This window comes from Dialister invisus DSM 15470, assembly GCF_000160055.1.
GTDB classification, from domain to species: domain Bacteria; phylum Bacillota; class Negativicutes; order Veillonellales; family Dialisteraceae; genus Dialister; species Dialister invisus.
Genome location: NZ_GG698602.1, coordinates 459,780 through 482,893, shown reverse-complemented (window position 1 = coordinate 482,893; position 23,114 = coordinate 459,780). Strand labels below are relative to the sequence as shown.

Here is a 23,114-nt window from a genome sequence, read left to right as displayed (position 1 = left end):
ATGGAAAAGAAAAATCCCGCAACGTGAGGGGGCGGGATTTACGGGATACAGTTACTTTTCTGTTTTTGCTTCAGCGGCTTTTGCCTTTTCTTCTGCTTCCATTTGTTTAAACGCTTCTGTCATCTTAATTTTGCGGATGACGGCCTGTCCTTCCGGGCTCTTCAGGTAAACGAGGGTAGATTTCGGAACCATACGGTAAACTGTCTCCCAGTCATCTTCGGAAAGGGCTTTCCGTACGGTGGAAGCGCTGACGACCTGGTGGCCCTTTTGTTCTCTTGGGATGACTTTCAGTTCGATACCGTTGTTGGCGAAAACTTCGCGCATGGCCCGGTTGTAAGCAAGTGTAGTTTTATCAGTCGGTTCCTCGCCTACAAAACGAACAGTGATATTCAGAGCGGGTGCGATACGCGTAGCAAATACGGTGGCATCCAGCTTCGTCTGCGCCGCCAGCTCATCAGTGCCCTTAATGAAGTATGTCGGGAAAGTGGCGTTGGAGATAATGTAGTTGCCCCCGCTGATGACGGAAACACCTTTCATATCTTTAACACCCTGCTTAATGAGTGAAAAGCGGTCAGAGAATGGGAATATGGAACGGTCTTCCTGCACGGCGAAAATGATGACCTCATCGCAGTTATTAACAGCATATTCTACAAGAGAACGATGCCCTAATGTGAAAGGATTGCAGTTCATAACGATAGCACCGCGGTTCTTACCCTCACCGGTACCGAGGATGGAACGGACACGGTTCAGGTAGTCTTCCAATGTGTCCTGTCCGCGCTCCAGGAGACCCGCATAAGGTTCGGCTACAGCCACTTCTTTGAAACCCATATGGGCAAAAACGGGGACGTTCTTCGGCTTGGTGAAGATTTGGTTTCCTGTAATTCCGCGGCGGTTGGATTCGCCCTGGAGGTTACGGATGATACGATGGGTAAGCCCCTTTTTCTGGTAATCTTTACTGATGGCGATATCTCTCATGACACGGCCGCCGAGAGAGCCTGTGCCGATAAGTTTCCCATCATCGAAAAGTCCCATGGTATAATCAATGTTTCCTGTGAAAGTCAGATCAAATTCTTTCAGGAATTCTACAACTCTTGCTTTTTCTTCAGGATCTGTCAAAAAAATTTCTCGTTCTGTAATCATTATTTGCTCCTTATAAGTAAAAATGATGAAGAATAAGTATACTCTTTAAATAAAAATGTAAATGCTATTTATTGATAAGCAAGTATATTATAGCACGAGTAATAAAAAGGCGTAAAGAAGAAATGATATTAGATTCTGAATAAATCTATAAAAGGAATTAGAGTACAAAAAGTAATACGGCAGATATCTTACAGAGAGTTTGCAATTTAAAGGGAAGCCTTGTATAATATAGAAGCTTGTTTTACACAAGCAACTTCCTGGCCCATGGGGAGCATGGGACATAGGTCCGAAAAGGAGGCGATTTCGTGAAAAAGTATGAAGTTATGTTCATCGTGGACATTGCAAATGAAGAAGTGATTCAGGCTGCAGTGAAGCTGGTGCAGGATACGATCGTTCGTATCGGCGGTACAGTAACCAAGGTTGATGAATGGGGCAAACGTCATCTGGCGTACGAAGTCAAGCATCAGAATGAAGGCTATTATGTAGTCATTGATTTTGAAGCTGACCCGTCACAGATTGCGGAACTTGACCGTATCATTAAGATCCATGAAGAAATTATTCGTCATATCATTGTTAAGCAAGATGACTAAGGGATCGAGGTAAAGACTATGAATTCAGTTCAGGTAATGGGTAATCTGGCGAGGGATCCGCAGATCCGCGCGACTAAAACCGGCCGTGCCGTGGCATCTTTTTCTATTGCTGTAAATCGTAATTATACGACACCTCAGGGTGAACAGAGAGAATTAACTGATTGGATCAATGTTGTTGCCTGGGGCAATCTGGCAGAAGCGGTGGGTAACCAGCTCAAAAAGGGAACCCGTGTTTTTGTCGAAGGGCGTTATTCCACCAGATCTTATGACACTCCTGATGGACAGAGACGGTATGTTACCGAAGTGGTAGCCAATATGATCGCTCTTCCCATTGGAATGAGTTCCCGTGTTTCCGCAGCACCGCAGGATCAGGGATTTGCGGGCAGCGAAAGCGATAGTCAGCCTAAAGGTAATTTTAACCAGTTTGGTGATTCCCACGATGATGAGGATATTCCATTCTGATTTTCCAGTTTTGGAGGAAATATGATTAAGAAAGATAGAGTAAGAAGACCGAGAAGAAAGATCTGTCAGGGCTGTGTTGATCATATCGAAAATGTTGATTACAAGGATATTGCAATGCTCCGCCGGTTCATTTCGGAACGAGGCAAGATTTTGCCCCGCCGCGTGACCGGAATATGCGCGAAACATCAGCGCAAAATCAATCTCGCAATCAAGAGGGCAAGAGCTATCGCATTGCTTCCGTTCAGCGCAGACTAATTGAATATGAAGGAACTGCAGGCAGTAAGTGGTATGGCGGCAGTTCTTTTTTTATGGTTTAGAGAGATGGAATTTTAACAGTAAAGAAAACTGATTTTTCTTTTGGAAAAGGAGTGTTATAATCAGAACATAGAGAATATACGGTTTCATTTGGGAGGGAAAGTATGACAAGAGAAGAGCGTATCCGTGCAGCGATTGCCGGCAGGGAAACAGATCGTGTGCCCGTGGCGGCGTGGATGCATTTGTCCGAACATGACCAGGATCCTATTTCTCTGGCGGAAGCGGAAGTGGAACTGACGGAAAAATATGACTTTGATTATATTAAGATGATGCCTTTCGGGCTGTACTCTACCCAGGATTTTGGCAATCAGGTAAAGATCTACTGTGATCCTTACAAAGAACCGATTGTCCAAAAGTTTGCTATTGACGGTCCTGCAGGATATGATTCAATCCGCGCGATCTCAGCACTTCAGGGGACGTACGGAAAGCAGGTGGAATTTGCCCGTGAACTGGCAAAGCGCCGCATAGAAGGAACGCCGATCATCCAGACGATTTTCAGTCCTTTTTCGACCTTGAAGAAATTGGCGGGGGACAGGCTGCTTACCGATATGAAAGAATATCCGCGTTCGGTTCACCATGCATTGGCCGCTATTACAGCGACGACGCTGGATTTTGTCGGGTACAATATCGATGCCGGTGTGGACGGATTCTTTTTTGCTACGCAAAATGCCGTAAAGACAATGATGACGGAAGAAGAATTTAATGAATTCGGTGTATTTTATGATTTGGCTGTCATTAACAGCTATGCGAAGAAAACCTGGTTCAATCCTATTCATATGCATGGAGAAGATGTGTATTTTGAAAAATTAAAGGATTATCCGGTAAATTGTCTGAACTGGCATGACCGTCATACCTGGCCGTCACTGAAAGAAGCGCGGAGGCTCACGGATAAGTGTCTCATGGCAGGTATCCGGTCAGCTCCTTACTTTGTCAATGGCGTGCTCCAATATGATGATATTATCCTCGACGGCACACCCGCAGAAATCGCAGAACATGTGAAAGATGCTATTTCCCAGGTTGACGGGAAAGGTCTCATACTGGCGCCGGGGTGCGTGGTCAATCCGAAAGCATCGGCAGAAAATCTGATGGCTTTGCGGAAAGCGACAGAATTATAAAAGCATGTTTACTAAAGGAGGAATTTCATGAAATCATTGTGTGATATCTTGAGATCCTCTTTTGTATTGCTTTTACTGGAACGAAAGTAATGTTTTTAATCATCATAGAAAATGACATAAAACGCAAATGCAGCTTATCGTATAAGGACGGCCAAGCGGCAATGAAAAACCGTCTGCCAAAACAGAGTAAAATGGCAGACGGTTTTCTGGTGGGGTTTTGCAGCACGGACAAGATATAGTAAAATAAGGACATATTTATGGCAAAGGAGATTATTTTGGCAGATTGGCTTATGAAGAAACTGCCGCCGGCGGAACGGTTTCATGAAATACTTCGTTTCCTTATCGTCGGCGGCGGATGCTTCCTTTTGGAATATGTGCTTTTGTACATGCTTACTGAGTTTGCGGGGATTCCTTATCTTACCTCTTCAGCGATTGCATTCCTTATTTCTCTGCTGGTGAATTATTTACTTTGTGTGACGGTGGTTTTTCACACGGGAAAACGGACGAAAATGGAAATGTTTCTTTTTTTTGCCACATCTGCGGCAGGCTTGGGAATCAACCAGATGACCATGTGGTTCTTTGTGGAGATCGCAGGTCTTTGGTATATGTTTGCCAAGGTTATTGCCAGTGGTATCGTCATGATATGGAATTATGCAACAAAGCGGTATATCCTGAAAGGGAAAGTATAAAGGAAGAGACTTCGACGGATTGTATGAGAAATACAGTTTAGGCCGAAGTCTTTTTTTAGCTGCAGGGGAGATTATCTTTTAAGCCTTTTCTGAAAATATTAGCGCCGCCGTTAGCCGGGTGGCGGAGACCGATGACGGAAAAACCTGCGGCTGATAAAGTGATTTCACTTTTCTTCCCTACTGCGAAGATGGGCAAGGTTCCTGTTATTTCCAAAAGCTGCCGGGTATAATCCAGACCGACGGACAGCTCTTCATCGGTGGGGGTGCGGTTGGAAAGAAAACAGCCTTTTTTATAAGGGTGAAAAGGAAATATATTCCAAAGAATAAATTCATCAGGCCCAAGTCCCGCTTCAAGGCATGCCGACCAGGCAACGGTGTCCGTGGGTTCGTTGAAGCCTTTTTCTCTTTGTATTTCTTTTTTTATGAAGAGGCTGTCCTTTCTGCTTGTCCGTGTTCCTTCTTTTCCAAGGATCATCATGGGGGTTACCGTTTTGTGATAGCCGAGGATCATCCGCTCGCAGGTCATGGCAATACCGGTAAAGTGGCCGCCCTGGTATCCGCAGGCTTCTGCTATAAGGAGAAGTTTAGCGGCCGAAAGGCGGCGGCTCAGGTAGGTTTCCAATTGCCGGCGGCGGAGAATGACAGCGTTTTCTATTTCATAGTCAGGATTTGTATCCGCCCACGGGTTGAAGACATTTTCCGCATGATATTCTGCAAGAGATTCGATAAAATTCTTTATGGATTCGTTTATCATTTATTTTTCCAATTTGAAAATGGTACCGTCAATAAATTCTTTCTCAACGGTAAACCGGTTATTTAAAGACCACTTTTCCATACGGGACAGGTTTCCTTTTGATACATAAAGGTAGACCGGTTCTTCTTTTTTTAATTTGAGGAATTCTTCTTCTGTGATGGAGGGCATGGCATATTTTTCTTTCCATCGGGCATCGCGAATATTTTGTACATCTTCACTCGGAAGAATGGGAATGAGGCGTGTCGCGGTTTCTCCCGTGTAGTAAGAGAAAGAAGCTGAGTAGGATTGAAAGAAATAGTGCTGTCCCGGAAGTTTATGCAGGTAGTCTGACATAATGTATCCTGACCGTGTATGCATGTAAGCGGGAAGTCCCGCGCTGACGGTAACAAGGAGTGCGGAAATGGTGACGGTGGAAATGACGGTAAGCCGTCTATGTGAATTTTTATGCCAACGAAAGAGGAGGGCCCATACAGAATAGGCGGTTACAATGTAGAGCGGCCACCATTGGGAATCCGGGAAAAAGAATGTACCTGCGAGCAGCGCGGCAAGCAAAAGGAGGAACGGAATTATCGCAAGCAGTCCCGGGATTTTCTTTCCGCTTGTCACATCCGGTGCGGCATGGGCGGCAAGAACGGCTGCCGGTACGAGAGCGATATAGGTGTAGGTCACATACTTTGTCGCCATAAGGGTATAAAAAAGGAGCGTACCGAAACACCATACCATAAGAAAAAGATAAAATGATGTTTTTTCTTTCCACTGTTTTTTTATTTCATAGAAAAAAAGTCCTGTCCAGGGGAGAAGAGAGAAAGGGAGAAGAAGAAAATAGTAGTAGAAGTGGTTATCTCCCGGATGTTCGGATGATGTGGCGCGGACAATATTGTGAAGACCGAGAAATTCGCGGATGAATGGATCGCCATGTATGGCGTACATGCAGGCGTACCAAGGGAGGGCAGTGATGAAGAAGATAAGGATTCCCTGCCAGGGAAAGAGACGGAGGAATAGTTTTTTATTCCGCATCAAGCCACACCAAATCAGCAGAAGCATTCCCGGAAGGACAAGACCGACAGGACCTTTGGAAAGGCATGCCAGACCCGAAGAAAAGTAGGCGATGACCATGTGGCGCCTGTTGTTTTCCATGAGGCCGATATAGGCGGAAAGAAGTGTAGGCACAGTGAAAAGCATCAGCATACTGTCAGTAATGATGGCGTGAGAAATAATCCAAAATTCCAGAGAAGTGGCAAGCATGATGCCCGACCAGACGGCAACTACGTTATTTTTCGTAATCCGGCGGATATACCAGACAAGAAGTGTGATCGTTGCAGCCCCGCAGAAGGCGGCAGGGAGACGTGAGGCAAAATCGGTAAAGCCGAAAAGGCTGTATGAGATGGACATGAGCCAGTACACCATGGCAGGTTTATCAAACCAAAAATGGCCGTAGATTTGCGGCGACAGCCAGTTCCCTGACAATACCATTTCCTTGGCGGTAAGCGCATAGTTGGATTCTACCGGATCGGTGACTGGAAGAAGATGGGAACCCCAGGCAAAAAACATGAGGGCCAGTGCAAAGATACCGATTAATGTCTGTGCGGTAGCGTATTTAAATTCTCTTTTTGCAGTTTCTTCCCGTGCTTTTTGAAGCCTTTCCCGCTTTTGTTTCTTTGTGCTCATGGCAGTCCTCTTATGTTTTTTAAGATTCTTTTCGTAAAAACAGCGCCGTATCTTTTTTCCAAATCAGTTGCAGTCCTGCTTTCTGCGTTTTAGGCCATCGATTGTATACTTTTTCCTGTACAAGGATGTAAGCGCCTTTTTCTATATCTCTGTCTATACTGTCTGTCGGAAGAATAATTCCTTTTTCCCGGTTTTTTATTGCTTCTTCAAAGTTTTCTTCATCAAATTTAGGAAGGATCTTGCCGTAAATATCTCCGTAAAATGCCACAGAAGGACGATAGAATGCATCAATATATACAGATTCATTTCCCGGACGGTTTTTTTTCAGTTCCAGGGCGATACTTTCTGATGTGAAGAGCCGTGTGACAGTCACGCCGAAGGTGAACCATACGGAGAAAACGAAGCATGAAACAATGAACCCCTGGCAAATAAGAAAATCTTTAAATCGTCCCTTTTTGAAAAAGTAAGCAGCAATCAGTCCCGCCGCCAGCATAGCGGCAGAAACGCACCATTGGCTCCATTTGCCTGCATCAGGAGCAATCGGAGCGCAGGCAATGGCCCCTGCGGTGACAAGAGAAAAGAATAGATGGGTATAAAGGAATAGTTTCGAAATATGTCCGGTTTCCTCCAGATTCACCATGTATTTTCCTGCTAAAAGAGAGAGCGGAGGGAACATGGGAAGAATATAGGAAAAGAGCTGCGTAGAGGAAAAGGAAAAGAAAATAAATATGAAGACAGTCCATACATAAAAGAAAAGAAGGGTACGATCTTTCCTCCATTCCGGGAAATGGCGGAATATACCGGGGATAGAGCCGGTCCATGGATAAAATCCTGCTGCTAAAACGATAAAAAACAGCCACAGATGGTTTTTCCCCACATGCTCAGGACTGGAAAAGCGGGCCAGGTTATGATAGCCGAAGAAGGTATCCATGAAAACGGGGCCATGGTGCATGGCCATGTATATAAACCAGGGAAAACTGATGAGGCAGGCCAGGGGAATGCCCCAGTACCATTTCAGGGCCATAATGTTTTTTAATGTAAAGCTTTTGGTAATCATCATCCAAAGAGCAACGATGAGTGCAGGGAATCCAAATCCGATGGGACCCTTTGTCAGAAAAGCAAAGCCGCATGCCATGTACGCAGGAATGTATTCTTTGCGAAGAAAGGATATAAGAGCGACTGTCAGTGCGAAAACAAGAGTCGTATCAGTAACGGCACTTCTGGCAAGAACAATAATTTCCAGAGAAGTGGCACATATGAAAGCACCTGTAAGAGCCGGTTTTTCTCCAATCAGTTTTCTTGTAAAAAGATACAGGTAAGAAGCGGTACAGGCACCGATTATGGCCGAGGGAAATCTGGCGGCAAAAGTAGAAACGCCGAAAATAGAAAAGGAAACCGCGTCAAGCCAGTAAAAAAGCGGCGGCTTATCATACCAGTATTCCCCGTAAATACGGGGGGAAAGCCAGTCGCCTGTGAGAAGCATTTCTTTTGCCGTTTCACCGTAGACAGGTTCGTCAGGATCTATGAGCGGAATGATGTCCGAAAATAATCCATACAAAAGGAGAGCAAATACAAATATAAGAAAAGCATTTTTATTTTTCATGTTTTTTTGATTTCTGCCAAAAGTAAAAAGCAACGGCGATGATGCCGGCTGTAAGGAAAGAAATAAGGGCAATTTCTATTTTGTATTCAAGAAGAAGCATCCAGTTTTCTCCGAGTATTTCTCCTGTATATACAAGGAATATCGTCCACGGGATTGTGCCGACAATCGTGTAAGCAATAAACTGGGGGAGAGGATAATGTGCGATGCCTGCGGGAAGGGAGATAAAAGTGCGGATCCCCGGAAGAAGACGGCCTGTAAAAACAGCGATACCCCCATATGTTTCAAACCAGTTTTTTGCAGCAATCAGTTTCTTCGCACCAAGACCGCCTTTAGCTGTGTGACGGAGCATGAATTCCCGTCCGCCTTTGAGCCCCATGTAGTAAGATAAAAGAGAGCCTGCGATACCGGCGGCTGTACCGATGATAATGGTGGGCCAAAAAGAAAAGATCTGCTGTGAAACAAGAAATCCGGCAAACCCGAGGATAATTTCACTGGGAATGGGGATATTCATGTTTTCCAAAGCCATGCAGATAAAAAGTGCGATATAACCCCAATCGGAAAGAAAGGAGATGAGTAATTCCATAATAGTTCCTTTTAATGTGGTTTAACGTGTATTATGTTTGGAAAGCTTTTATTTTAAACTATAGCATGGCAGAAAAATGTGGTCAAATCGACAGAATGCATAATTATCTCATTTACAGAGGACGGAAATGGGAGAAGGCGGAGAGGTCTTTATGAATATTTATTGACATATATGCAGAATATTGATAGAATATGCACATTGATTATTTTATTTGAGATATGGAGATGGGAGTATGTTCAATAAAAAGATGAAAGCATGGCTGGCGGTAGGAGCACTGGCAGCTGTATTGGCAGTATCGGGCTGCGGTGGAAATGGAGATAAGGCAAAAAGTGGTGATGCTGCGAAATCAGGCGTGCCGTCTATCGTTCGTGTAGGGGCTGAAACCACTTTTCCGCCTTTTGAATTTACAAAGGATGATAAGTACGTGGGATTTGACCTGGATCTGGCAGAAGCCGTCATTAAGCAGATGGGCAGCAAGATGGAGTTTAAGAGTATGGGGTTTGATGCTCTGATTCCCGCGGTCCAGAGCGGACAGATTGACATGATCGCATCCGGACTTTCAGCAAACCCGGAACGTGAAAAACAGGTCGCTTTTTCTGATGTATACTTTGATAAAAATGGCTTCGTTATCATTGTTAATAAGGACAATGACAGTCTGAAAGACTGGGCGGATCTGGAAGGCAAGAAGGTGGGGGCCCAGGTAGGGACGGAACCGGTCAAGATGATTCAGGAAGCAAAAGGCGAAGTGAAACAGCTTGACTCCAACGCCCAGGCATTTATGGAACTCCGTGCGAAGACATTAGATGCTTTTGTTGTTGATCAGCCGGTGGCTATGTTCTATATGAAGCAAGGCGGTTCTGAAGACTTGAAGATCGTCGGTACGCCAAAGACAGATGTAGGATTTGTTTTTGCTATGAAGAAAGAAAATAAAGAATTGCAGGCGGCAGTGAATAAAGCGCTGAAGGAATTAAAAGCAAACGGTGAATATGACAAGATTTTTGAAAAATGGTTCGGTAAAGCGGAAAAATAAGTTTTTTGAGTAAAAATGAAGAGCCTCTGTGTGGCAGGGGTTCTTTTCATTTGCAGAAAACCTATAAGATTAAAGAATTCTATTTATAACGCTTGGCATTACAATAGAATATAAAATATGGCTATGCTATAATAGACATACTTTATAGGGTATAAATTTGTTTGGAAGATTTCAGTCATTGAAATTGATATTTCTTCCTACAAAAGGAAAGGGGTTCTCTGAATGAGTGAAAAGAAGCTGCCCTTCAGCGAAGAGCTGGTCAGGGAGATTGCTGCCGTTTACGGTACGCCGTTTCACCTCTACGATGAAAAAGGGATATCGGATAATGTAAAACGCCTGCAGAAAGCCTTTTCCTGGAGTTCGGATTTTCATGAATATTTCGCGGTGAAGGCGACACCCAATCCGTGGATTATGAAAAGCTTAAAAAAACTTGGCGTGGGTGCAGACTGCAGTTCCATGGCAGAATTGATTTTGGCGGAAACGGTGGGAATCACAGGAGAGGAAATTGTTTTTTCTTCCAATGACACACCGGATGAAGAGTTTCTGAAAGCGCATGAGCTTGGGGCTATTATTAATCTGGATGATATTTCCAATTTGGATGATATGGAACGGCTTCACCTGGTACCGAAACGCATCTGTTTCCGATATAATCCCGGGCCTGATCTGGCGAGGGGGAATGCAATTATCGGTACACCCCAGGAAGCGAAGTACGGCATGACCCGCGAGCAGCTTCTCAAATGTGTGGCATGGGCGAAGAATAAGGGTATCGGATATATCGGTATTCATACTATGGTTATTTCCGCAGAGCTGGAACTTCCGGGACTTTTGGGAACCATCAGCATGATGTTTGATTTGGCTAATGAAATACGTAATACTCATGGTGTAACGGTGAGCTTTATCGATTTCGGCGGCGGGATCGGGATTCCCTATCGGCCTGAACAGGAACCTGTAGATCTGGAGGGACTTGGAGAAGGTGCGAAAAAACTTTTTGAAGAAAAAATGCGGGGATTTGAAAATACGCGTATTTGTTTCGAGTGCGGCCGAATGATTACAGGACCTTACGGTTACCTTGTAACAAAAGCGATCCATTACAAAAATATTTACAGGGATTACATCGGCGTAGATGCATGTATGGCTGATCTGATGCGTCCCGGTATATATGGTGCTTATCATCATGTAAGTGTTCTTGGCAAGGGAAATTTGCCTAAGAACAAAATTTATGACGTGGTTGGCTCCCTTTGCGAAAATTCCGATAAGTTCGCCATTCAGAGAGAACTGCCGGAAATTGAAATGGGGGATCTTATCATCATTCATGATACCGGTGCCCATGGACACAGTATGGGGTACAATTATAATGGCCGTCTGCGCCATCAGGAAATCATGGTTCATGAAGATGGAACCGTGCAGCAGATTCGCAGAAATGAAACGCTCCATGATCTGTTTGCTACTCTTACTTATCCCGAACTTCATGAAAATGTAGATAAGCTGGAAAAATAAAGCAATAAAAAATCGGTAATGATGCAGTTGCAGACTTGTGTCATTACCGATTTTTCAATGGATTAATTAAACGATTTTTTCTCCGTGGTAAAGCTCGCCTCCAATATCGGGTTTTACACCGTAGCCGATAGCCCATTCACTTTTGTATTTCAAAGCCTGGGCATGGATGTTTTTAAGTGCATTGATAGTGGATTTTACTTTGCCGGGGACGCCGACAACGAGGGAGTTTGGCGGAATGACCTGATTTTCCAGGACAAGGGCACCGGCAGCGATGATTGAACCTTTGCCTACTTTTGCTCCCGTCAGAACAGTGGCGTTCATACCAATGAGGACATGGTCTTCAATCGTGCAGGCATGTACGCAGGCGCAGTGTCCGATGGTAACATAGTCGCCGATGATGCAGGGAAAATCATCGGCGACGTGAAGGCATACCAAATCCTGTACATTGGAACATTCGCCTATGGAAATATAGTTAACATCACCTCTTGCGACAACACCGGGCCAAAGGCTGGCGTATCTGCTTATACGCACATCGCCGGCCAGGAATACGCGGGGTGCAACAAAAGCATCAGGATCAATTTTGGGACTCTTCCCCATAAAATTAAGATTGGAAAGTGTGTACATGAGGAACCTCCATGAAAGACAGAAAATAAAACTTATAAAAATTACCGCAAAGATTTTAAATACAGAATAACTTCTATCAATTAAGAAGTCATCTTTATTATATACTTTTCTATAAATATTCGAAAGAAATTCAGATGAGCCTTGGAGCCGCCGCAAGGCGCCGTTCCGTTTCAGAAACGAGTTCCTCTACGATTTCTTTTGCAGATTGAATTTTTGTCAAATGGGTAAGGGACATGCCGGCCAGAATAAAACCATTTTCCGTATCGCCAAAAAGAGCCCCTCTCTTTGTGGTACCTGCAGAGATAGATGACAGTTCATCAGGTGAAGCACCGCTGTACTCCGCTTTCAGATAACGATCGGAGAATCGGTTTTTGAGGCCTCTTACACTGTCGTCGGTGGTAAATCCTGTAACAACAGAATCCGTATCCGCTGCTGCCATGATAGCATCCTTCGCTTTCGGGTGGAGACTGCATTCTTCAGCTAGGAGGAAACGTGTACCCATCTGGACTCCGGATGCGCCCATAAGAAGCGATGCGGCGATACCCCGTCCGTCGGCAATACCGCCGGCGGCAATCACAGGAATTTCTATATCCGGCAGAACGTTCTCTAAAAGCGCCATGAGCGTCAGTTTTCCGTCGTGACCTCCGGCTTCCATACCTTCTACTACGAGAGCGTCGGCGCCATGAGCCTGTACCCTTTGTGCCAGTTTCACATTGGGAACGACAGGAATACATTTGATTCCTTTTTGGTGAAACGGTTCAAACCAGGGGATAGGGTTTCCTGCGCCAATGGTGACAAAAGGGACTTTCTCATCGCAAATGATTTGCGCTATGTCATCTTTATTATCATCTTGCAGCATCAGGTTGACACCGTAGACTTTTTGCGAACCGGCGATATCTTTAAAACGGCGGATATGGGACTGTACTTCATCAGGGGTAAATCCACCTGAACCAATGACGCCTGCACAGCCTGCATGGCTCATAGCGGCTGCCAGGACACCGTCAGAAATGTACGCCATGGCACCTTGGATGATAGGATAATCAATGTTGAGAAGCTTTGTGATTTTCGTATTCCAAGACATAATATTTCCTTTCTTTTCTGCGCATATACTAATGATTGAAAAAAATCATAAATAGAAAAAGATTAATGACTTGTATTCATTATATAACTACTGAAAGGAAAAAGAAATCGAAAAACATAAAAATTGATATAAGGAGAAAGTTAATTTTGTGCGAAATCAGCAGGATGTATTTCATATGGAAATTAAGACAGATTCAAAGCGGTTACGGGAAATAATGTTTCATTTATTTGTCTGGTTAAAGATAAGTATATACTACTTTTGAAAATGTTTATTGTTGTTGTAGCAGAAATGGCTGCGTGATATACTACATAAGTAAGGAGTCCTCAAAGTATGGTTCTGCCGCATACTTACAGAAGTCTTATGAGGTGGAAGTCACCATTTTATTGTTTTATTCCCGCCGCAAAAAGATATTGCCGGTTAGACTGCATGAGTGACTGCAGTATTTCTTTTAGGGCGCGGCTGTTTTATTGCGGTAAAATTTATTTTCCGGTTGGGTCTATAGGAGGGTGCAAGAATGACAAAAGTAGCAATTAACGGTTTTGGAAGAATTGGACGTCTTGTTTTTCGGGGGCTTCTTGACAGAACGGATCTGGATATTGTCGCCATCAACAATCCAAGCGGCCCGGAAACAGCTGCTTATCTTTTGAAATATGATACGGTTCATGGACGTTTGAATAAAAAGGTAGAAATTGATAAAGATGATCTTATTGTTGACGGGAAACGCATCCATGTATTCCAGGATCGGAATCCGGAAAATCTGGACTGGAGCGCTTACGGCACGGAAATCGTTATCGAATCCACAGGTAAACTGAAAGACAGAGAAAGCGCGGGGAAACATATCCGCGGAACAGTTAAGAAGGTTATTATTACTGCTCCGGGTAAAGATGAAGACGCGACCATCGTCGTAGGTGTGAATGAAAATATTTATGACCCTGCTAAAGATGATATTATTTCCAACGCTTCCTGCACGACAAACTGTCTGGCACCCGTCTGCAAGGTGTTGAATGATACGTTTGGAATCAAGCGCGGTCTTATGACTACGGTACATTCTTATACCAATGACCAGGCTATTTTGGAAAAAGCACATAAAAAAGATCCGAGACGCGGAAGAGCCGCTGCCGAAAATATGGTGCCCACCAGCACCGGTGCGGCGAAAGCTATTGGTATCGTTATTCCTGCGCTGAAAGGAAAGCTGAACGGACTGGCTATCCGTGTTCCTACGCCTGATGTATCTTTAGTGGATCTTACGGTTGAACTGGATAAACCGGCGACAAAGGAATCGGTGAATGCTGCTTTGAAAGCGGCCGCTGAAGGAAAGATGAAAGGTATTCTGGCTTATACTGACGAACCTCTTGTTTCCAGTGATTTCAAAACCACCGATGTAAGTTCCACTGTTGACAGTCTTCTCACCATGGTGATGGATGACAACCTGGTAAAGGTAATCGCATGGTATGACAATGAATGGGGGTACTCCATGAGAATCATTGACCTTGTCGCTTTTGTAGCGGGAAAGTTTTGATCTGAAGAGGACTCCGCGATGAATAAACAGACGATTTACGATATTGATGTAGCGGGAAAAACGGTATATGTCCGTGTGGATTATAATGTTCCCTGTGACAAGGATGGGCATATCACCGATGACAGAAGAATCCGTTCTACACTCCCGACTATCCGATATTTACTGAAAGAGGGGGCAGCAGTCATTTTGGCAAGCCATATGGGGCGGCCTAAAGGGGAGCGGAACCCGGAACTTTCTCTTCGCCCTGCGGCGGAAAGACTGTCAGAACTTTTGGAACAGCCGGTACAATTTGCCGATGACTGCATCGGCAGCGAAACGGCCGCCATGAAAAAAGCGCTTCAGCCGGGACAGGTGCTGCTTCTTGAAAATCTTCGTTTCCATAAAGAAGAAGAAAAGAATGATCCCGATTTTGCAAAAGCGCTGGTGGAAGGCTGTACAGCAGCTGTGAATGACGCATTTGGCGTTTCTCACAGAGCCCATGCCTCTGTTGTGGGGGTTGGTAAATTATTGCCTATGGTATCCGGACTCTTACTGAAGAAGGAAATAGATTTCCTCGACGGTGTTATTGAAAATCCGAAGCGTCCTTTTGCGGCCATTATCGGCGGGGCTAAGATCAGTGACAAAATCCAGGTGATTGCCAACCTGATGGAAAAAGCGGATGTCATCATGATCGGCGGCGGTATGGCAAATACTTTTGTCGCGGCGGAAGGCTATGACATGGGCCGGTCTTTGCAGGATAAAGATCGCTTTGAACTGGCACGCAACCTGATGAAAAAAGCAAAGGAAATGGGATCGGACATAATACTTCCTGTAGATTTTATGGCGGGAGATGCTTTTTCAGAAAAAGCAAATATAAAAGTATTGGAGGCGAAAGATTTCAGCGATCCCTGGATGGCTCTTGATATCGGACCGAAGACAATCCGTCTCTATACAGAAACACTGAAAAAAATGAAATCTGTTGTCTGGAACGGACCGATGGGTGTATTTGAGATGAAGCCTTTTGCAACCGGGACTTTTACTATTGCGGAAGCTATTGCAAACTTGGATGCGACAACTGTTATCGGCGGCGGAGAATCCGCTTCCGTTGTGGATCAGATGGGGATTGAAGATAAGTTCTCTCATGTGTCTACCGGCGGCGGCGCTTCTTTGGAAATGCTGGAGGGGATGGTTCTTCCCGGTGTGGCTGTTCTTGCAGATAAGGAGTGATGCCGGTGCGGACAAGACTGATTGCGGGAAATTGGAAAATGAATCGTACCGCCATGGAAACGGAACAGTTTCTCGGCCGATTCGATGCGGAAATGGGGAAAGCCGAACTTTTAATCTGTATGCCTTTCACCGATTTGTACTTGGCGGAAAAATACCTGGCAGGTACGGGCATAAAGTGGGGGGCGCAAAATGTGTATCCGGCGGAGAAAGGCGCATTTACCGGAGAAATATCTCCTGGTATGTTAAAAGAAACAGGCTGTTCTTATGTCATCTGCGGACATTCGGAACGCCGACAGATTTTATGTGAATCCGATGAGTTTGTAGGGAAAAAGGTGAAAATAGTCCTTGCGTATGGAATGACGCCTATCCTTTGTGTCGGTGAAACCTTGGAAGAGCGGGAAAGCGGGCAGATGAAAACACGTTTGCTGGAAGAAATGAGAGCGGCGCTGTCGGGGCTTTCCCCGGAAGAATTATTACGGACAGTTATTGCTTATGAACCTGTTTGGGCGATCGGTACGGGAAAAGCGGCCACCGCGCAGGATGCGGAAACTGTATCCGCGTTTATTCGCAAAACAATAGAAGCGTTTTCATCCGGGGGAGTCGCAGAACGGATACGAATTTTGTATGGCGGTTCCGTAACAGGAGAGAATATTTCTTCTTTCCTTAGAGAAAAAGATGTGGACGGCGCTCTTATCGGCGGTGCCAGTCTGAAAGCAGAAGAATTATTGTCTATTTATAAAAAAGCATGTGAATAAGGAGATATCATGGCAGTTATTACAGATCTTCACGCAAGAGAGATTCTTGATTCCCGTGGAAATCCCACGGTAGAAGTAGAAATGACACTGGAAGATGGAGCTTTCGCAAGGGCGGGAGTTCCTTCCGGCGCATCTACAGGTATGTTTGAAGCAACGGAACTTCGTGATGGTGATGAGAACCGTTATGATGGAAAAGGTGTTCTCTGCGCTGTCAATAATGTGAATGGAGAAATTGCTGATGCTGTTCTTGGCTGGGATGCCAGTGACCAGCGCGGATTGGATCATATCCTGATTAATTTGGACGGCACACCGAATAAGAGCCGCCTTGGTGCCAATGCTATTCTTGGGGTATCTCTTGCGGCTGCTCATGCTTCCGCGGAATCAGCAGAACTTCCGCTGTTCCAGTACCTTGGCGGTATTAATGCCCATAATCTTCCGGTTCCTATGATGAACATCATTAATGGAGGAGCTCATGCGGATAACAATGTGGATATTCAGGAAAGCATGATAATGCCCGTCGGTGCTTCTTCTTTCTCTGAAGGACTTCGTATGTGCGCAGAAGTATATCATGCCTTGAAAACAGTATTAAAAAAGAGTCATTTATCCACGGCAGTTGGTGATGAAGGCGGCTTTGCGCCTGATCTGCCGTCTAATGAAGCAGCGATGGAAGTTATCTGTGAAGCGGTAGAAAAAGCGGGTTATACGGCGGGGAAAGATATCGTTCTGGCAGCTGATGTGGCGGCATCTGAACTTCTGGGCGATGACGGATTGTACCATTTGTCCGGGGATCATGCCGCTAAAACGGCAGAAGAAATGATTTCTTTTTATGAAGACCTTGTCAATAAATATCCGATCATTTCCATTGAAGATGGTCTTGGAGAGGAAGACTGGGGAGGTTGGAAAAAATTAACGGCTGTGTTGGGGAAACGTGTACAGCTGGTGGGTGATGATCTTTTTGTTACCAATACAAGCCGCTTATCCAAAGGAATCCATGAAGGTGTTGCCAATTCTATTTTGATCAAGCTGAACCAGATCGGGACGATTACAGAGACCTTTGAGGCGGTGCAGATGGCGCAGAGAAGCGGATACACCGCAGTTATTTCTCACCGCAGCGGTGAAACGGCTGATACGACAATTGCTGATGTGGCAGTAGCCCTGAATGCGGGGCAGATTAAGACTGGTGCTCCCTGCCGTACCGAACGGGTGGCAAAGTATAACCAGCTTCTCCGTATTGAAGAGGCGCTTGATGCGGATGCTTTTTATGGCAGCGGCTCATTGACACATCGTATGAGAGATATCTTAAAATAATAAATCGGTTCAGAAGAGAGGGTTCCTTCCGGGATGCCCCTCTTTTTTCTTGGGCTCTAATAAATTATAAAGGTAATAAATTCATTAAAGCTCAATCATAAAAAAGTTTTATACACATGGGGGGTATGGGTATTTTGGATAAAAGGAGAATAATTTTATAAAGAAATGAATGAGATACAGTATCATTTAAAATTTTGAATATATTGAGTTTTACCAGGAAGTATCGGTAAATAAGTAGGGGTTTGAAATAATACAAGAGAAAAAAGGAATAAGAGTAATTCGCAAAAGTTTAATAAATATAAGCGATCAATTACTATTTAAAAATTAATTTTAATACAATATATTTAAAATGAATTGCTTGAATTTAATTAAAGTTATGGTATTATTAAGTGGAGAACCATGAAGCTCTTTGGCGATTACTTTTATAAAAATGGTAAAAAAATAATAATTTCCCGTTTAAAGTGATTGACGAAAAATAATAATAATAATTTAAAAGAGCATTTTTATTTGTAGTATTTGTAGTATTTGTTGTGTTTTGGGGGAGGAACCTAAAAATGAGAAATTGTGTATTAGTAGTTGAACGTGATCCGAGTGTCAGCCGTTTCATGCAGCTTAAGCTGGAAGAAGAAGGATTTTCCTGTTTGGTAGACAATATTGGTGATTCTGTGGTAGATCTGGCAGGACAGCGCCAAGTGGACATCATTGTCCTTGATCCGGATGATCCCATGGAAGATGGCGATAAAATTCTTGAGAACGTAAGAGAAATCAGCACGATTCCGATTATTTACCTGTCTTCTGACGGTAGTGTGGACAGAAAAGTTGAAGTGCTGAATGCAGGTGCTGATGATTATCTGACCAAACCTTATGCCACAAAAGAATTGATTGCCAGAATCCGTTCTACACTGCGCCGTCATGAGGAGCCGAAAATTGTGGCCGACCCGTCTTTTAATATCGGAGACCTGGCAATTTATCCGGATCGCCATGAAGTACGTGTCGGTGATGAAGTCGTGGATCTGACGAAGAAGGAATTTGATTTACTCTTATTCCTGGCAAAAAATAAAAATCGTGTCCTGAAACGTGAAGAAGTTCTTGAAAAGGTTTGGGGATATGGATATGCAGGGAAAACGAATATTGTAGATGTATATGTCCGTTACCTGCGAAGCAAAATTGATGAAAAAGTAGGAAAGAAATATATCCATACTGTTCGTGGTATCGGGTATGTAGCAAGAGACTGATATGATTCAGCAGGTTATCGTTGTCGAGGGCAAATCGGATATTGCCCGTGTGAGACAGGCGGTAGATGCGGATCTGATTGCGACCGGAGGCTATGCCCTCCGGTCTGCTGTTATACAGGATATTCGTGCCGCTTATGAAAAAAGAGGGATTATTATACTGACTGATCCGGATGGTCCCGGTGAAAAAATAAGAAGCAGACTTTCCGTTATGTTTCCTGAAGCACTTCATGCTTTTGTTCCGAAAAGTGAAGCGTCTACGGAGGATGATGTGGGGATTGAAGATGCATCTCCGGAGTCGATTAGAAAAGCTTTGGATAAAGTACGGATACTTTATCAGGAAAGTTCCCATGAATTTCATATGGAAGATCTTTGGAATTCCGGCCTTACGGGTGCGGAAGATGCCACGGGGAAAAGAGCATCTGTTGGGGCTATACTTGGCATCGGATATGGGAATGCCAAGCAGTTTTTGCGCAGGCTGAATCATTTTGGGATTACACGAAAGGAGTGGGAATCCGCGTTGGCAGAGTGCGGGAGAAAGAATGAAAGACGCTAATTTAGCAGATATTAAAGTTGTAAGGTATGTATTGCAGCGATTTGGTATTCGAGCGAAGCATCGTTTAGGGCAAAATTTTCTCGTACGTCCCGATATTGTGGCAGAAATCGCGGCGGCAGCGGAACTGGCAGAAGGAGCATTTGTTTTGGAAATCGGTGCAGGTATAGGGACATTAACACAGGCACTTGCTGAAACAGGGGCAAATGTAACAACTTTTGAAATTGATAAAAGTTTGGAAAATGTTTTGACGCATACGCTGGAAGCTTATAATAATGTGCATATTATCTATGAAGATGTGCTCAAAGCAAATTTGAAAGAAATACTGGGAGATAATAACTGGCACGCAGCGGCCAATCTTCCTTACTATATTACGACACCTATTTTGCTGTACCTGATTCAATCTGAACTGCCCATTTCCCTCTTTGTATTTATGATGCAAAAGGAAGTGGCGGATCGTATTTTGGCGAAGGCCGGGTCGAAGGATTATGGTGCGCTTACCTTGGCGGTACAATTTGATTGTACCGTGGAAAGGGTGATGGATATTCCACCGGCAGCTTTTTTGCCGCATCCTGCAGTAACGTCGACAGTTCTGAAAATCAGGAGAAGAAAAGAACCTGCGGTGAAGGTGGCGGACCGCAAACTGTTTTTCCGTCTGGTTAAAATGGGGTTTGGGCAGCGGAGGAAGGTATTTACCAACGCTATGAAATCCGGCGGGATAAGCATGGAGTTGGGAAAGAAGATTCTGGAGAGAGCGGGGATTGACGGCGGCCGCCGTGGAGAAACGTTTTCGATGGAGGAATATGCTGCTCTTGCCAATGCATGGGATGAACTGGTGGTAAATAAATGAGTATCAAGTGCAGCGGGGGTTTGCAGAACCGCTGTTTTACTTTACAAAAGACTGCGAGGGTTATATAATTAGAAAAACATAGTGAAAGAGAAAATATTCTTTCAGTGCGTACAGAGAGAAAGCGGTTGGTGCGAGCTTTGGCAGAGAAGGTGTTTTCCAATCGGGAATGGCCGGTGATGAATCGGACGGTTTGTGGACGTTATGCCACAATCAAGTTAGCTTATGCAAATTGGGTGGCACCGTGATGACTTCGTCCCATACAGGATGGAAGTCTTTTTTTATGTTTTAGCCGAATGGCAGGTTTATGCAGGGAGAGATGGCTATGTTGGATATTAAATTTATTAGGGAAAATACGGAAGCGGTAAAAGCAAATCTGGTTAATCGCCATAACGATTTTGACTTGGATGAGGTTATTGAGCTGGACAGGAAGAGAAGAGAGCTTCTGCAGATGACAGAAGCGTTGAAGAGTGAGCGCAATGCGGAAACAAAAAAGATTGCTCTGGCAAAAAAGAACAAGGAAGATGCTTCTGTTGCCATTTCTGCTATGAGAGAAGTAGGGACAAAGATTGCTGCCATTGATAAGGAGCTGGCAGGCGTGGAGCTCATATTACAGGACAGTCTTTTACGCATTCCAAATATGACAGATGCTTCTGTGCCGGTTGGAAAAGATGACAGTGAAAATCCGGAAGTCCGTCGCTGGGGTGAAATTCGTAAATTCCCTTTCCCTGCAAAAGAACATTATGAATTAGGAGAAAACCTGGGCATTCTTGATTCTGAACGGGCGGGGAAGGTGTCAGGTGCGCGTTTCTATTTCTATCTCAGTATGGCAGCCCGTCTGGAAAGAGCTGTGTACAATTTCATGCTTGATGTTCATACACAGCAGAATGATTTCACGGAAGTTATTCCACCATATATCATTAATGGTGCTTCTATGCAGGGAACCGGACAGCTCCCTAAATTTGAGGATGATATGTACAAAGTGGAAGGGGAAAATATGTACATGACTCCAACAGCAGAAGTGCCGCTGACCAACTATTTCTCCGGAGAAATTTTAGATGGAGCCGTGCTCCCTGTCCATCTCACGGCACTGACCCCGTGTTTCCGTAAAGAAGCAGGCTCTGCGGGGAAAGATACCCGTGGACTGATTCGACAGCATCAATTTCACAAAGTAGAAATGGTGAAATATTGTAAACCGGAAGATAGCTGGGATGAATTGGAAAGTTTGACTGCAGAAGCAGAAAAAATTCTTCAGCTGCTGAAACTGCCATATCATGTAGTATGTCTCTGCACTGGGGATATAGGCTTCTCCTCAGCAAAAACTTATGATATCGAAGTGTGGATGCCAGGGCAGCAGAAGTATAGAGAAATTTCCTCGTGCTCCAACTGTCTTGATTTTCAGGCACGCCGGGCAAATATCCGCTTCCGCCGGCATCAGGGGGATAAGCCGGAATTTGTTCATACACTGAACGGGTCAGGGCTTGCTGTTGGAAGAACGGTAGCTGCTATCATGGAAAATTATCAGCAGGAAGATGGAACGATTGTCGTGCCGGACGTGCTTCGCCCATATATGAATGGCCTTGAAATTATCGGCAAGCGCGAAAGTTTTGTGAGTTCCAAAGGTGAATAATATGTATGCAAATATAGCTCCGAAAGGGGCTTTTTGTATAGGTGTATAGCAAAAGTTCAGAAAATTTTCGAAAGTATCGAGGAGAGAATGCGCCGGGAAGTATGGTAGGCATATAGTATAATAAAATAAAAGCGATTTCTAAAGGAAGTAGATATTCTAAAATAAGGAGGAATAGATGCATAAAGTTTTATATCGTGCCGGAGGGATATGGGCAGCACTTATGCCAGTGCCGGTCATAGCCGGTGCTTACGAAAGCAATTATGTGCTCGAGTGGATGCGTATCCCTTTTGTGGAAGCACTTTTGGCGGCAGTGATTTTTGTATCAATTCTGGCAGAAATAAAAACTGCGGGGTTTTCAGGCGGCGGATTGATTGCTGTGATTGCCGGCGGGTTGCTCTTAGGCAGCGGCTGGTATGGCGGTAATGTGGCATGGTTTGAATTTCTATTATATTTTGGCGGGATTGCTTTGATCCTGTTGGATATTTTTGTCCTCGTTTCCGGTTTTGGCGTGGCGGCGGGTATTTTATCCATGACGGCAGGCCTATACTTCACCTTTGGCGGGGATATGACGGCGCTTTGGGTATTATCCGCAGCCATGATTCTTGCTATTATCGGTATATACTTTTTGGCGGATCATTTGTCAGAAAATAGAATGTGGAAAAAATTATCTCTTACATTATCTTTGTCTTCCTCCAAAGGATATGTTTCTTCTGTTCAGAATTTGAAGAAGTATGAAGGGAAAGAAGGGAATGCTGCTACAGTGCTCAGGCCTTCCGGCAAGGTGGAAGTGGAAGGGACTGTGGTAGATGCAGTTTCAGAAGGGGGATTCATTCTGCAAGGTGCTGCGGTACGCGTGGTGCGGGCGGAAGGAAATCATTTGGTTGTTAAATAATTGAAATATGTTTTAGGAGGA

General features: G+C 44.4%; 23 protein-coding genes. 16 read left to right on the top strand and 7 right to left on the bottom strand.

Annotated elements, in window-relative coordinates:
• Positions 1-51 precede the first annotated feature (51 nt).
• On the bottom strand, positions 52-1,140 hold the full coding sequence (gene citC, locus GCWU000321_RS02330) for a [citrate (pro-3S)-lyase] ligase (RefSeq protein WP_007069475.1): 1,089 nt from the start codon (positions 1,138-1,140) through the stop codon (positions 52-54).
• A 305-nt stretch (positions 1,141-1,445) separates the two neighbouring features.
• Between citC and rpsF the strand changes: the two genes are divergently transcribed.
• From rpsF to GCWU000321_RS02305, 5 genes are all read left to right on the top strand, one after another.
• A complete protein-coding gene (gene rpsF / locus GCWU000321_RS02325) occupies positions 1,446-1,730 on the top strand; it encodes a 30S ribosomal protein S6 (protein WP_007069474.1) in 285 nt (94 codons plus the stop codon).
• Between the two features lie 18 nt (positions 1,731-1,748).
• Complete coding sequence (locus GCWU000321_RS02320; RefSeq protein WP_007069473.1) at positions 1,749-2,192, top strand: single-stranded DNA-binding protein; 444 nt, start codon at positions 1,749-1,751, stop codon at positions 2,190-2,192.
• 24 nt (positions 2,193-2,216) lie between these two features.
• Positions 2,217-2,447, top strand: coding sequence for a 30S ribosomal protein S18 (gene rpsR / locus GCWU000321_RS02315; protein ID WP_083786266.1), 231 nt, complete (start codon positions 2,217-2,219; stop codon positions 2,445-2,447).
• 164 nt (positions 2,448-2,611) lie between these two features.
• Positions 2,612-3,622, top strand: coding sequence for a uroporphyrinogen decarboxylase family protein (locus GCWU000321_RS02310; protein ID WP_007069471.1), 1,011 nt, complete (start codon positions 2,612-2,614; stop codon positions 3,620-3,622).
• A 257-nt stretch (positions 3,623-3,879) separates the two neighbouring features.
• Positions 3,880-4,311, top strand: a complete 432-nt coding sequence (locus tag GCWU000321_RS02305; RefSeq protein WP_007069469.1) for a GtrA family protein — start codon at positions 3,880-3,882, stop codon at positions 4,309-4,311.
• Between the two features lie 55 nt (positions 4,312-4,366).
• Here GCWU000321_RS02305 and GCWU000321_RS02300 read toward each other — a convergent pair whose 3' ends face one another.
• The 4 genes from GCWU000321_RS02300 to GCWU000321_RS02285 are packed head-to-tail and all read right to left on the bottom strand — an operon-like array spanning position 4,367 to position 8,919.
• Entirely contained in the window at positions 4,367-5,065 is a 699-nt protein-coding gene (locus GCWU000321_RS02300; protein WP_007069468.1) for a uracil-DNA glycosylase, read from the bottom strand.
• Positions 5,066-6,733 (bottom strand): ArnT family glycosyltransferase, encoded by a 1,668-nt coding sequence (locus tag GCWU000321_RS02295; protein ID WP_007069467.1) that lies wholly within the window; start codon positions 6,731-6,733, stop codon positions 5,066-5,068.
• 19 nt (positions 6,734-6,752) lie between these two features.
• Entirely contained in the window at positions 6,753-8,336 is a 1,584-nt protein-coding gene (locus GCWU000321_RS02290; RefSeq protein WP_007069466.1) for an ArnT family glycosyltransferase, read from the bottom strand.
• Positions 8,326-8,919, bottom strand: coding sequence for a DedA family protein (locus GCWU000321_RS02285; protein ID WP_007069465.1), 594 nt, complete (start codon positions 8,917-8,919; stop codon positions 8,326-8,328). Before GCWU000321_RS02285 ends, GCWU000321_RS02290 begins: the two co-directional genes overlap by 11 nt.
• A gap of 232 nt (positions 8,920-9,151) precedes the next feature.
• On the opposite strand from GCWU000321_RS02285, the gene GCWU000321_RS02280 reads away from it, so the two are divergent.
• Together GCWU000321_RS02280 and lysA are read left to right on the top strand one after the other, a co-directional pair.
• Positions 9,152-9,949, top strand: coding sequence for a basic amino acid ABC transporter substrate-binding protein (locus GCWU000321_RS02280; protein WP_007069463.1), 798 nt, complete (start codon positions 9,152-9,154; stop codon positions 9,947-9,949).
• Positions 9,950-10,171: 222 nt separating this feature from the next.
• Positions 10,172-11,446 carry a diaminopimelate decarboxylase gene (gene lysA, locus GCWU000321_RS02275; RefSeq protein WP_007069462.1) on the top strand — a complete coding sequence of 425 codons (1,275 nt, stop codon included), beginning with the start codon at positions 10,172-10,174 and terminating at the stop codon, positions 11,444-11,446.
• Between the two features lie 66 nt (positions 11,447-11,512).
• Here the strand turns inward: lysA and GCWU000321_RS02270 are convergent, their stop codons facing one another.
• Positions 11,513-12,070, bottom strand: a complete 558-nt coding sequence (locus tag GCWU000321_RS02270) for a gamma carbonic anhydrase family protein (RefSeq protein WP_040381119.1) — start codon at positions 12,068-12,070, stop codon at positions 11,513-11,515.
• Positions 12,071-12,200: 130 nt separating this feature from the next.
• Positions 12,201-13,151 carry a nitronate monooxygenase gene (locus GCWU000321_RS02265; protein ID WP_007069459.1) on the bottom strand — a complete coding sequence of 317 codons (951 nt, stop codon included), beginning with the start codon at positions 13,149-13,151 and terminating at the stop codon, positions 12,201-12,203.
• Positions 13,152-13,665: 514 nt separating this feature from the next.
• Here GCWU000321_RS02265 and gap point away from each other — a divergent pair.
• From gap to GCWU000321_RS02220, 9 genes are all read left to right on the top strand, one after another.
• On the top strand, positions 13,666-14,670 hold the full coding sequence (gene gap, locus GCWU000321_RS02260; protein ID WP_007069457.1) for a type I glyceraldehyde-3-phosphate dehydrogenase: 1,005 nt from the start codon (positions 13,666-13,668) through the stop codon (positions 14,668-14,670).
• 18 nt (positions 14,671-14,688) lie between these two features.
• Positions 14,689-15,876 carry a phosphoglycerate kinase gene (locus tag GCWU000321_RS02255; protein WP_007069456.1) on the top strand — a complete coding sequence of 396 codons (1,188 nt, stop codon included), beginning with the start codon at positions 14,689-14,691 and terminating at the stop codon, positions 15,874-15,876.
• A complete protein-coding gene (tpiA, locus tag GCWU000321_RS02250) occupies positions 15,876-16,631 on the top strand; it encodes a triose-phosphate isomerase (RefSeq protein WP_007069455.1) in 756 nt (251 codons plus the stop codon). The genes GCWU000321_RS02255 and tpiA overlap by 1 nt, the downstream gene beginning before the upstream one ends.
• Before the next feature lie 9 nt (positions 16,632-16,640).
• On the top strand, positions 16,641-17,939 hold the full coding sequence (gene eno / locus GCWU000321_RS02245; RefSeq protein ID WP_007069454.1) for a phosphopyruvate hydratase: 1,299 nt from the start codon (positions 16,641-16,643) through the stop codon (positions 17,937-17,939).
• A gap of 554 nt (positions 17,940-18,493) precedes the next feature.
• Positions 18,494-19,174 carry a response regulator transcription factor gene (locus GCWU000321_RS02240; RefSeq protein ID WP_022027246.1) on the top strand — a complete coding sequence of 227 codons (681 nt, stop codon included), beginning with the start codon at positions 18,494-18,496 and terminating at the stop codon, positions 19,172-19,174.
• A 1-nt stretch (position 19,175) separates the two neighbouring features.
• Entirely contained in the window at positions 19,176-19,727 is a 552-nt protein-coding gene (gene rnmV, locus GCWU000321_RS02235; RefSeq protein ID WP_007069452.1) for a ribonuclease M5, read from the top strand.
• Positions 19,714-20,574, top strand: coding sequence for a 16S rRNA (adenine(1518)-N(6)/adenine(1519)-N(6))-dimethyltransferase RsmA (gene rsmA, locus GCWU000321_RS02230; RefSeq protein WP_007069451.1), 861 nt, complete (start codon positions 19,714-19,716; stop codon positions 20,572-20,574). Before rnmV ends, rsmA begins: the two co-directional genes overlap by 14 nt.
• 322 nt (positions 20,575-20,896) lie before the next feature.
• The gene (gene serS, locus GCWU000321_RS02225; RefSeq protein WP_040381115.1) at positions 20,897-22,201 is read left to right on the top strand and encodes a serine--tRNA ligase; all 1,305 of its coding nucleotides are present in this window, start codon (positions 20,897-20,899) and stop codon (positions 22,199-22,201) included.
• Between the two features lie 175 nt (positions 22,202-22,376).
• Complete coding sequence (locus GCWU000321_RS02220) at positions 22,377-23,093, top strand: NfeD family protein (protein WP_007069449.1); 717 nt, start codon at positions 22,377-22,379, stop codon at positions 23,091-23,093.
• Positions 23,094-23,114 lie beyond the last annotated feature (21 nt).

Excerpts from the sequence above, each read along its gene's own strand:
- tpiA (WP_007069455.1), top strand. The coding sequence starts at position 15,876 with ATGCCGGTGCGGACAAGACTGATTGCGGGAAATTGGAAAATGAATCGT.
- GCWU000321_RS02240 (WP_022027246.1), top strand. The coding sequence starts at position 18,494 with ATGAGAAATTGTGTATTAGTAGTTGAACGTGATCCGAGTGTCAGCCGT.
- citC (WP_007069475.1), bottom strand. The coding sequence starts at position 1,140 with ATGATTACAGAACGAGAAATTTTTTTGACAGATCCTGAAGAAAAAGCA.
- GCWU000321_RS02290 (WP_007069466.1), bottom strand. The coding sequence starts at position 8,336 with ATGAAAAATAAAAATGCTTTTCTTATATTTGTATTTGCTCTCCTTTTG.
- GCWU000321_RS02255 (WP_007069456.1), top strand. The coding sequence starts at position 14,689 with ATGAATAAACAGACGATTTACGATATTGATGTAGCGGGAAAAACGGTA.
- rsmA (WP_007069451.1), top strand. The coding sequence starts at position 19,714 with ATGAAAGACGCTAATTTAGCAGATATTAAAGTTGTAAGGTATGTATTG.
- GCWU000321_RS02300 (WP_007069468.1), bottom strand. The coding sequence starts at position 5,065 with ATGATAAACGAATCCATAAAGAATTTTATCGAATCTCTTGCAGAATAT.
- GCWU000321_RS02270 (WP_040381119.1), bottom strand. The coding sequence starts at position 12,070 with ATGTACACACTTTCCAATCTTAATTTTATGGGGAAGAGTCCCAAAATT.
- eno (WP_007069454.1), top strand. The coding sequence starts at position 16,641 with ATGGCAGTTATTACAGATCTTCACGCAAGAGAGATTCTTGATTCCCGT.
- GCWU000321_RS02320 (WP_007069473.1), top strand. The coding sequence starts at position 1,749 with ATGAATTCAGTTCAGGTAATGGGTAATCTGGCGAGGGATCCGCAGATC.
- GCWU000321_RS02265 (WP_007069459.1), bottom strand. The coding sequence starts at position 13,151 with ATGTCTTGGAATACGAAAATCACAAAGCTTCTCAACATTGATTATCCT.
- lysA (WP_007069462.1), top strand. The coding sequence starts at position 10,172 with ATGAGTGAAAAGAAGCTGCCCTTCAGCGAAGAGCTGGTCAGGGAGATT.
- serS (WP_040381115.1), top strand. The coding sequence starts at position 20,897 with ATGTTGGATATTAAATTTATTAGGGAAAATACGGAAGCGGTAAAAGCA.
- GCWU000321_RS02285 (WP_007069465.1), bottom strand. The coding sequence starts at position 8,919 with ATGGAATTACTCATCTCCTTTCTTTCCGATTGGGGTTATATCGCACTT.
- GCWU000321_RS02310 (WP_007069471.1), top strand. The coding sequence starts at position 2,612 with ATGACAAGAGAAGAGCGTATCCGTGCAGCGATTGCCGGCAGGGAAACA.
- GCWU000321_RS02295 (WP_007069467.1), bottom strand. The coding sequence starts at position 6,733 with ATGAGCACAAAGAAACAAAAGCGGGAAAGGCTTCAAAAAGCACGGGAA.
- rnmV (WP_007069452.1), top strand. The coding sequence starts at position 19,176 with ATGATTCAGCAGGTTATCGTTGTCGAGGGCAAATCGGATATTGCCCGT.
- GCWU000321_RS02220 (WP_007069449.1), top strand. The coding sequence starts at position 22,377 with ATGCATAAAGTTTTATATCGTGCCGGAGGGATATGGGCAGCACTTATG.
- gap (WP_007069457.1), top strand. The coding sequence starts at position 13,666 with ATGACAAAAGTAGCAATTAACGGTTTTGGAAGAATTGGACGTCTTGTT.
- GCWU000321_RS02305 (WP_007069469.1), top strand. The coding sequence starts at position 3,880 with ATGGCAAAGGAGATTATTTTGGCAGATTGGCTTATGAAGAAACTGCCG.
- GCWU000321_RS02280 (WP_007069463.1), top strand. The coding sequence starts at position 9,152 with ATGTTCAATAAAAAGATGAAAGCATGGCTGGCGGTAGGAGCACTGGCA.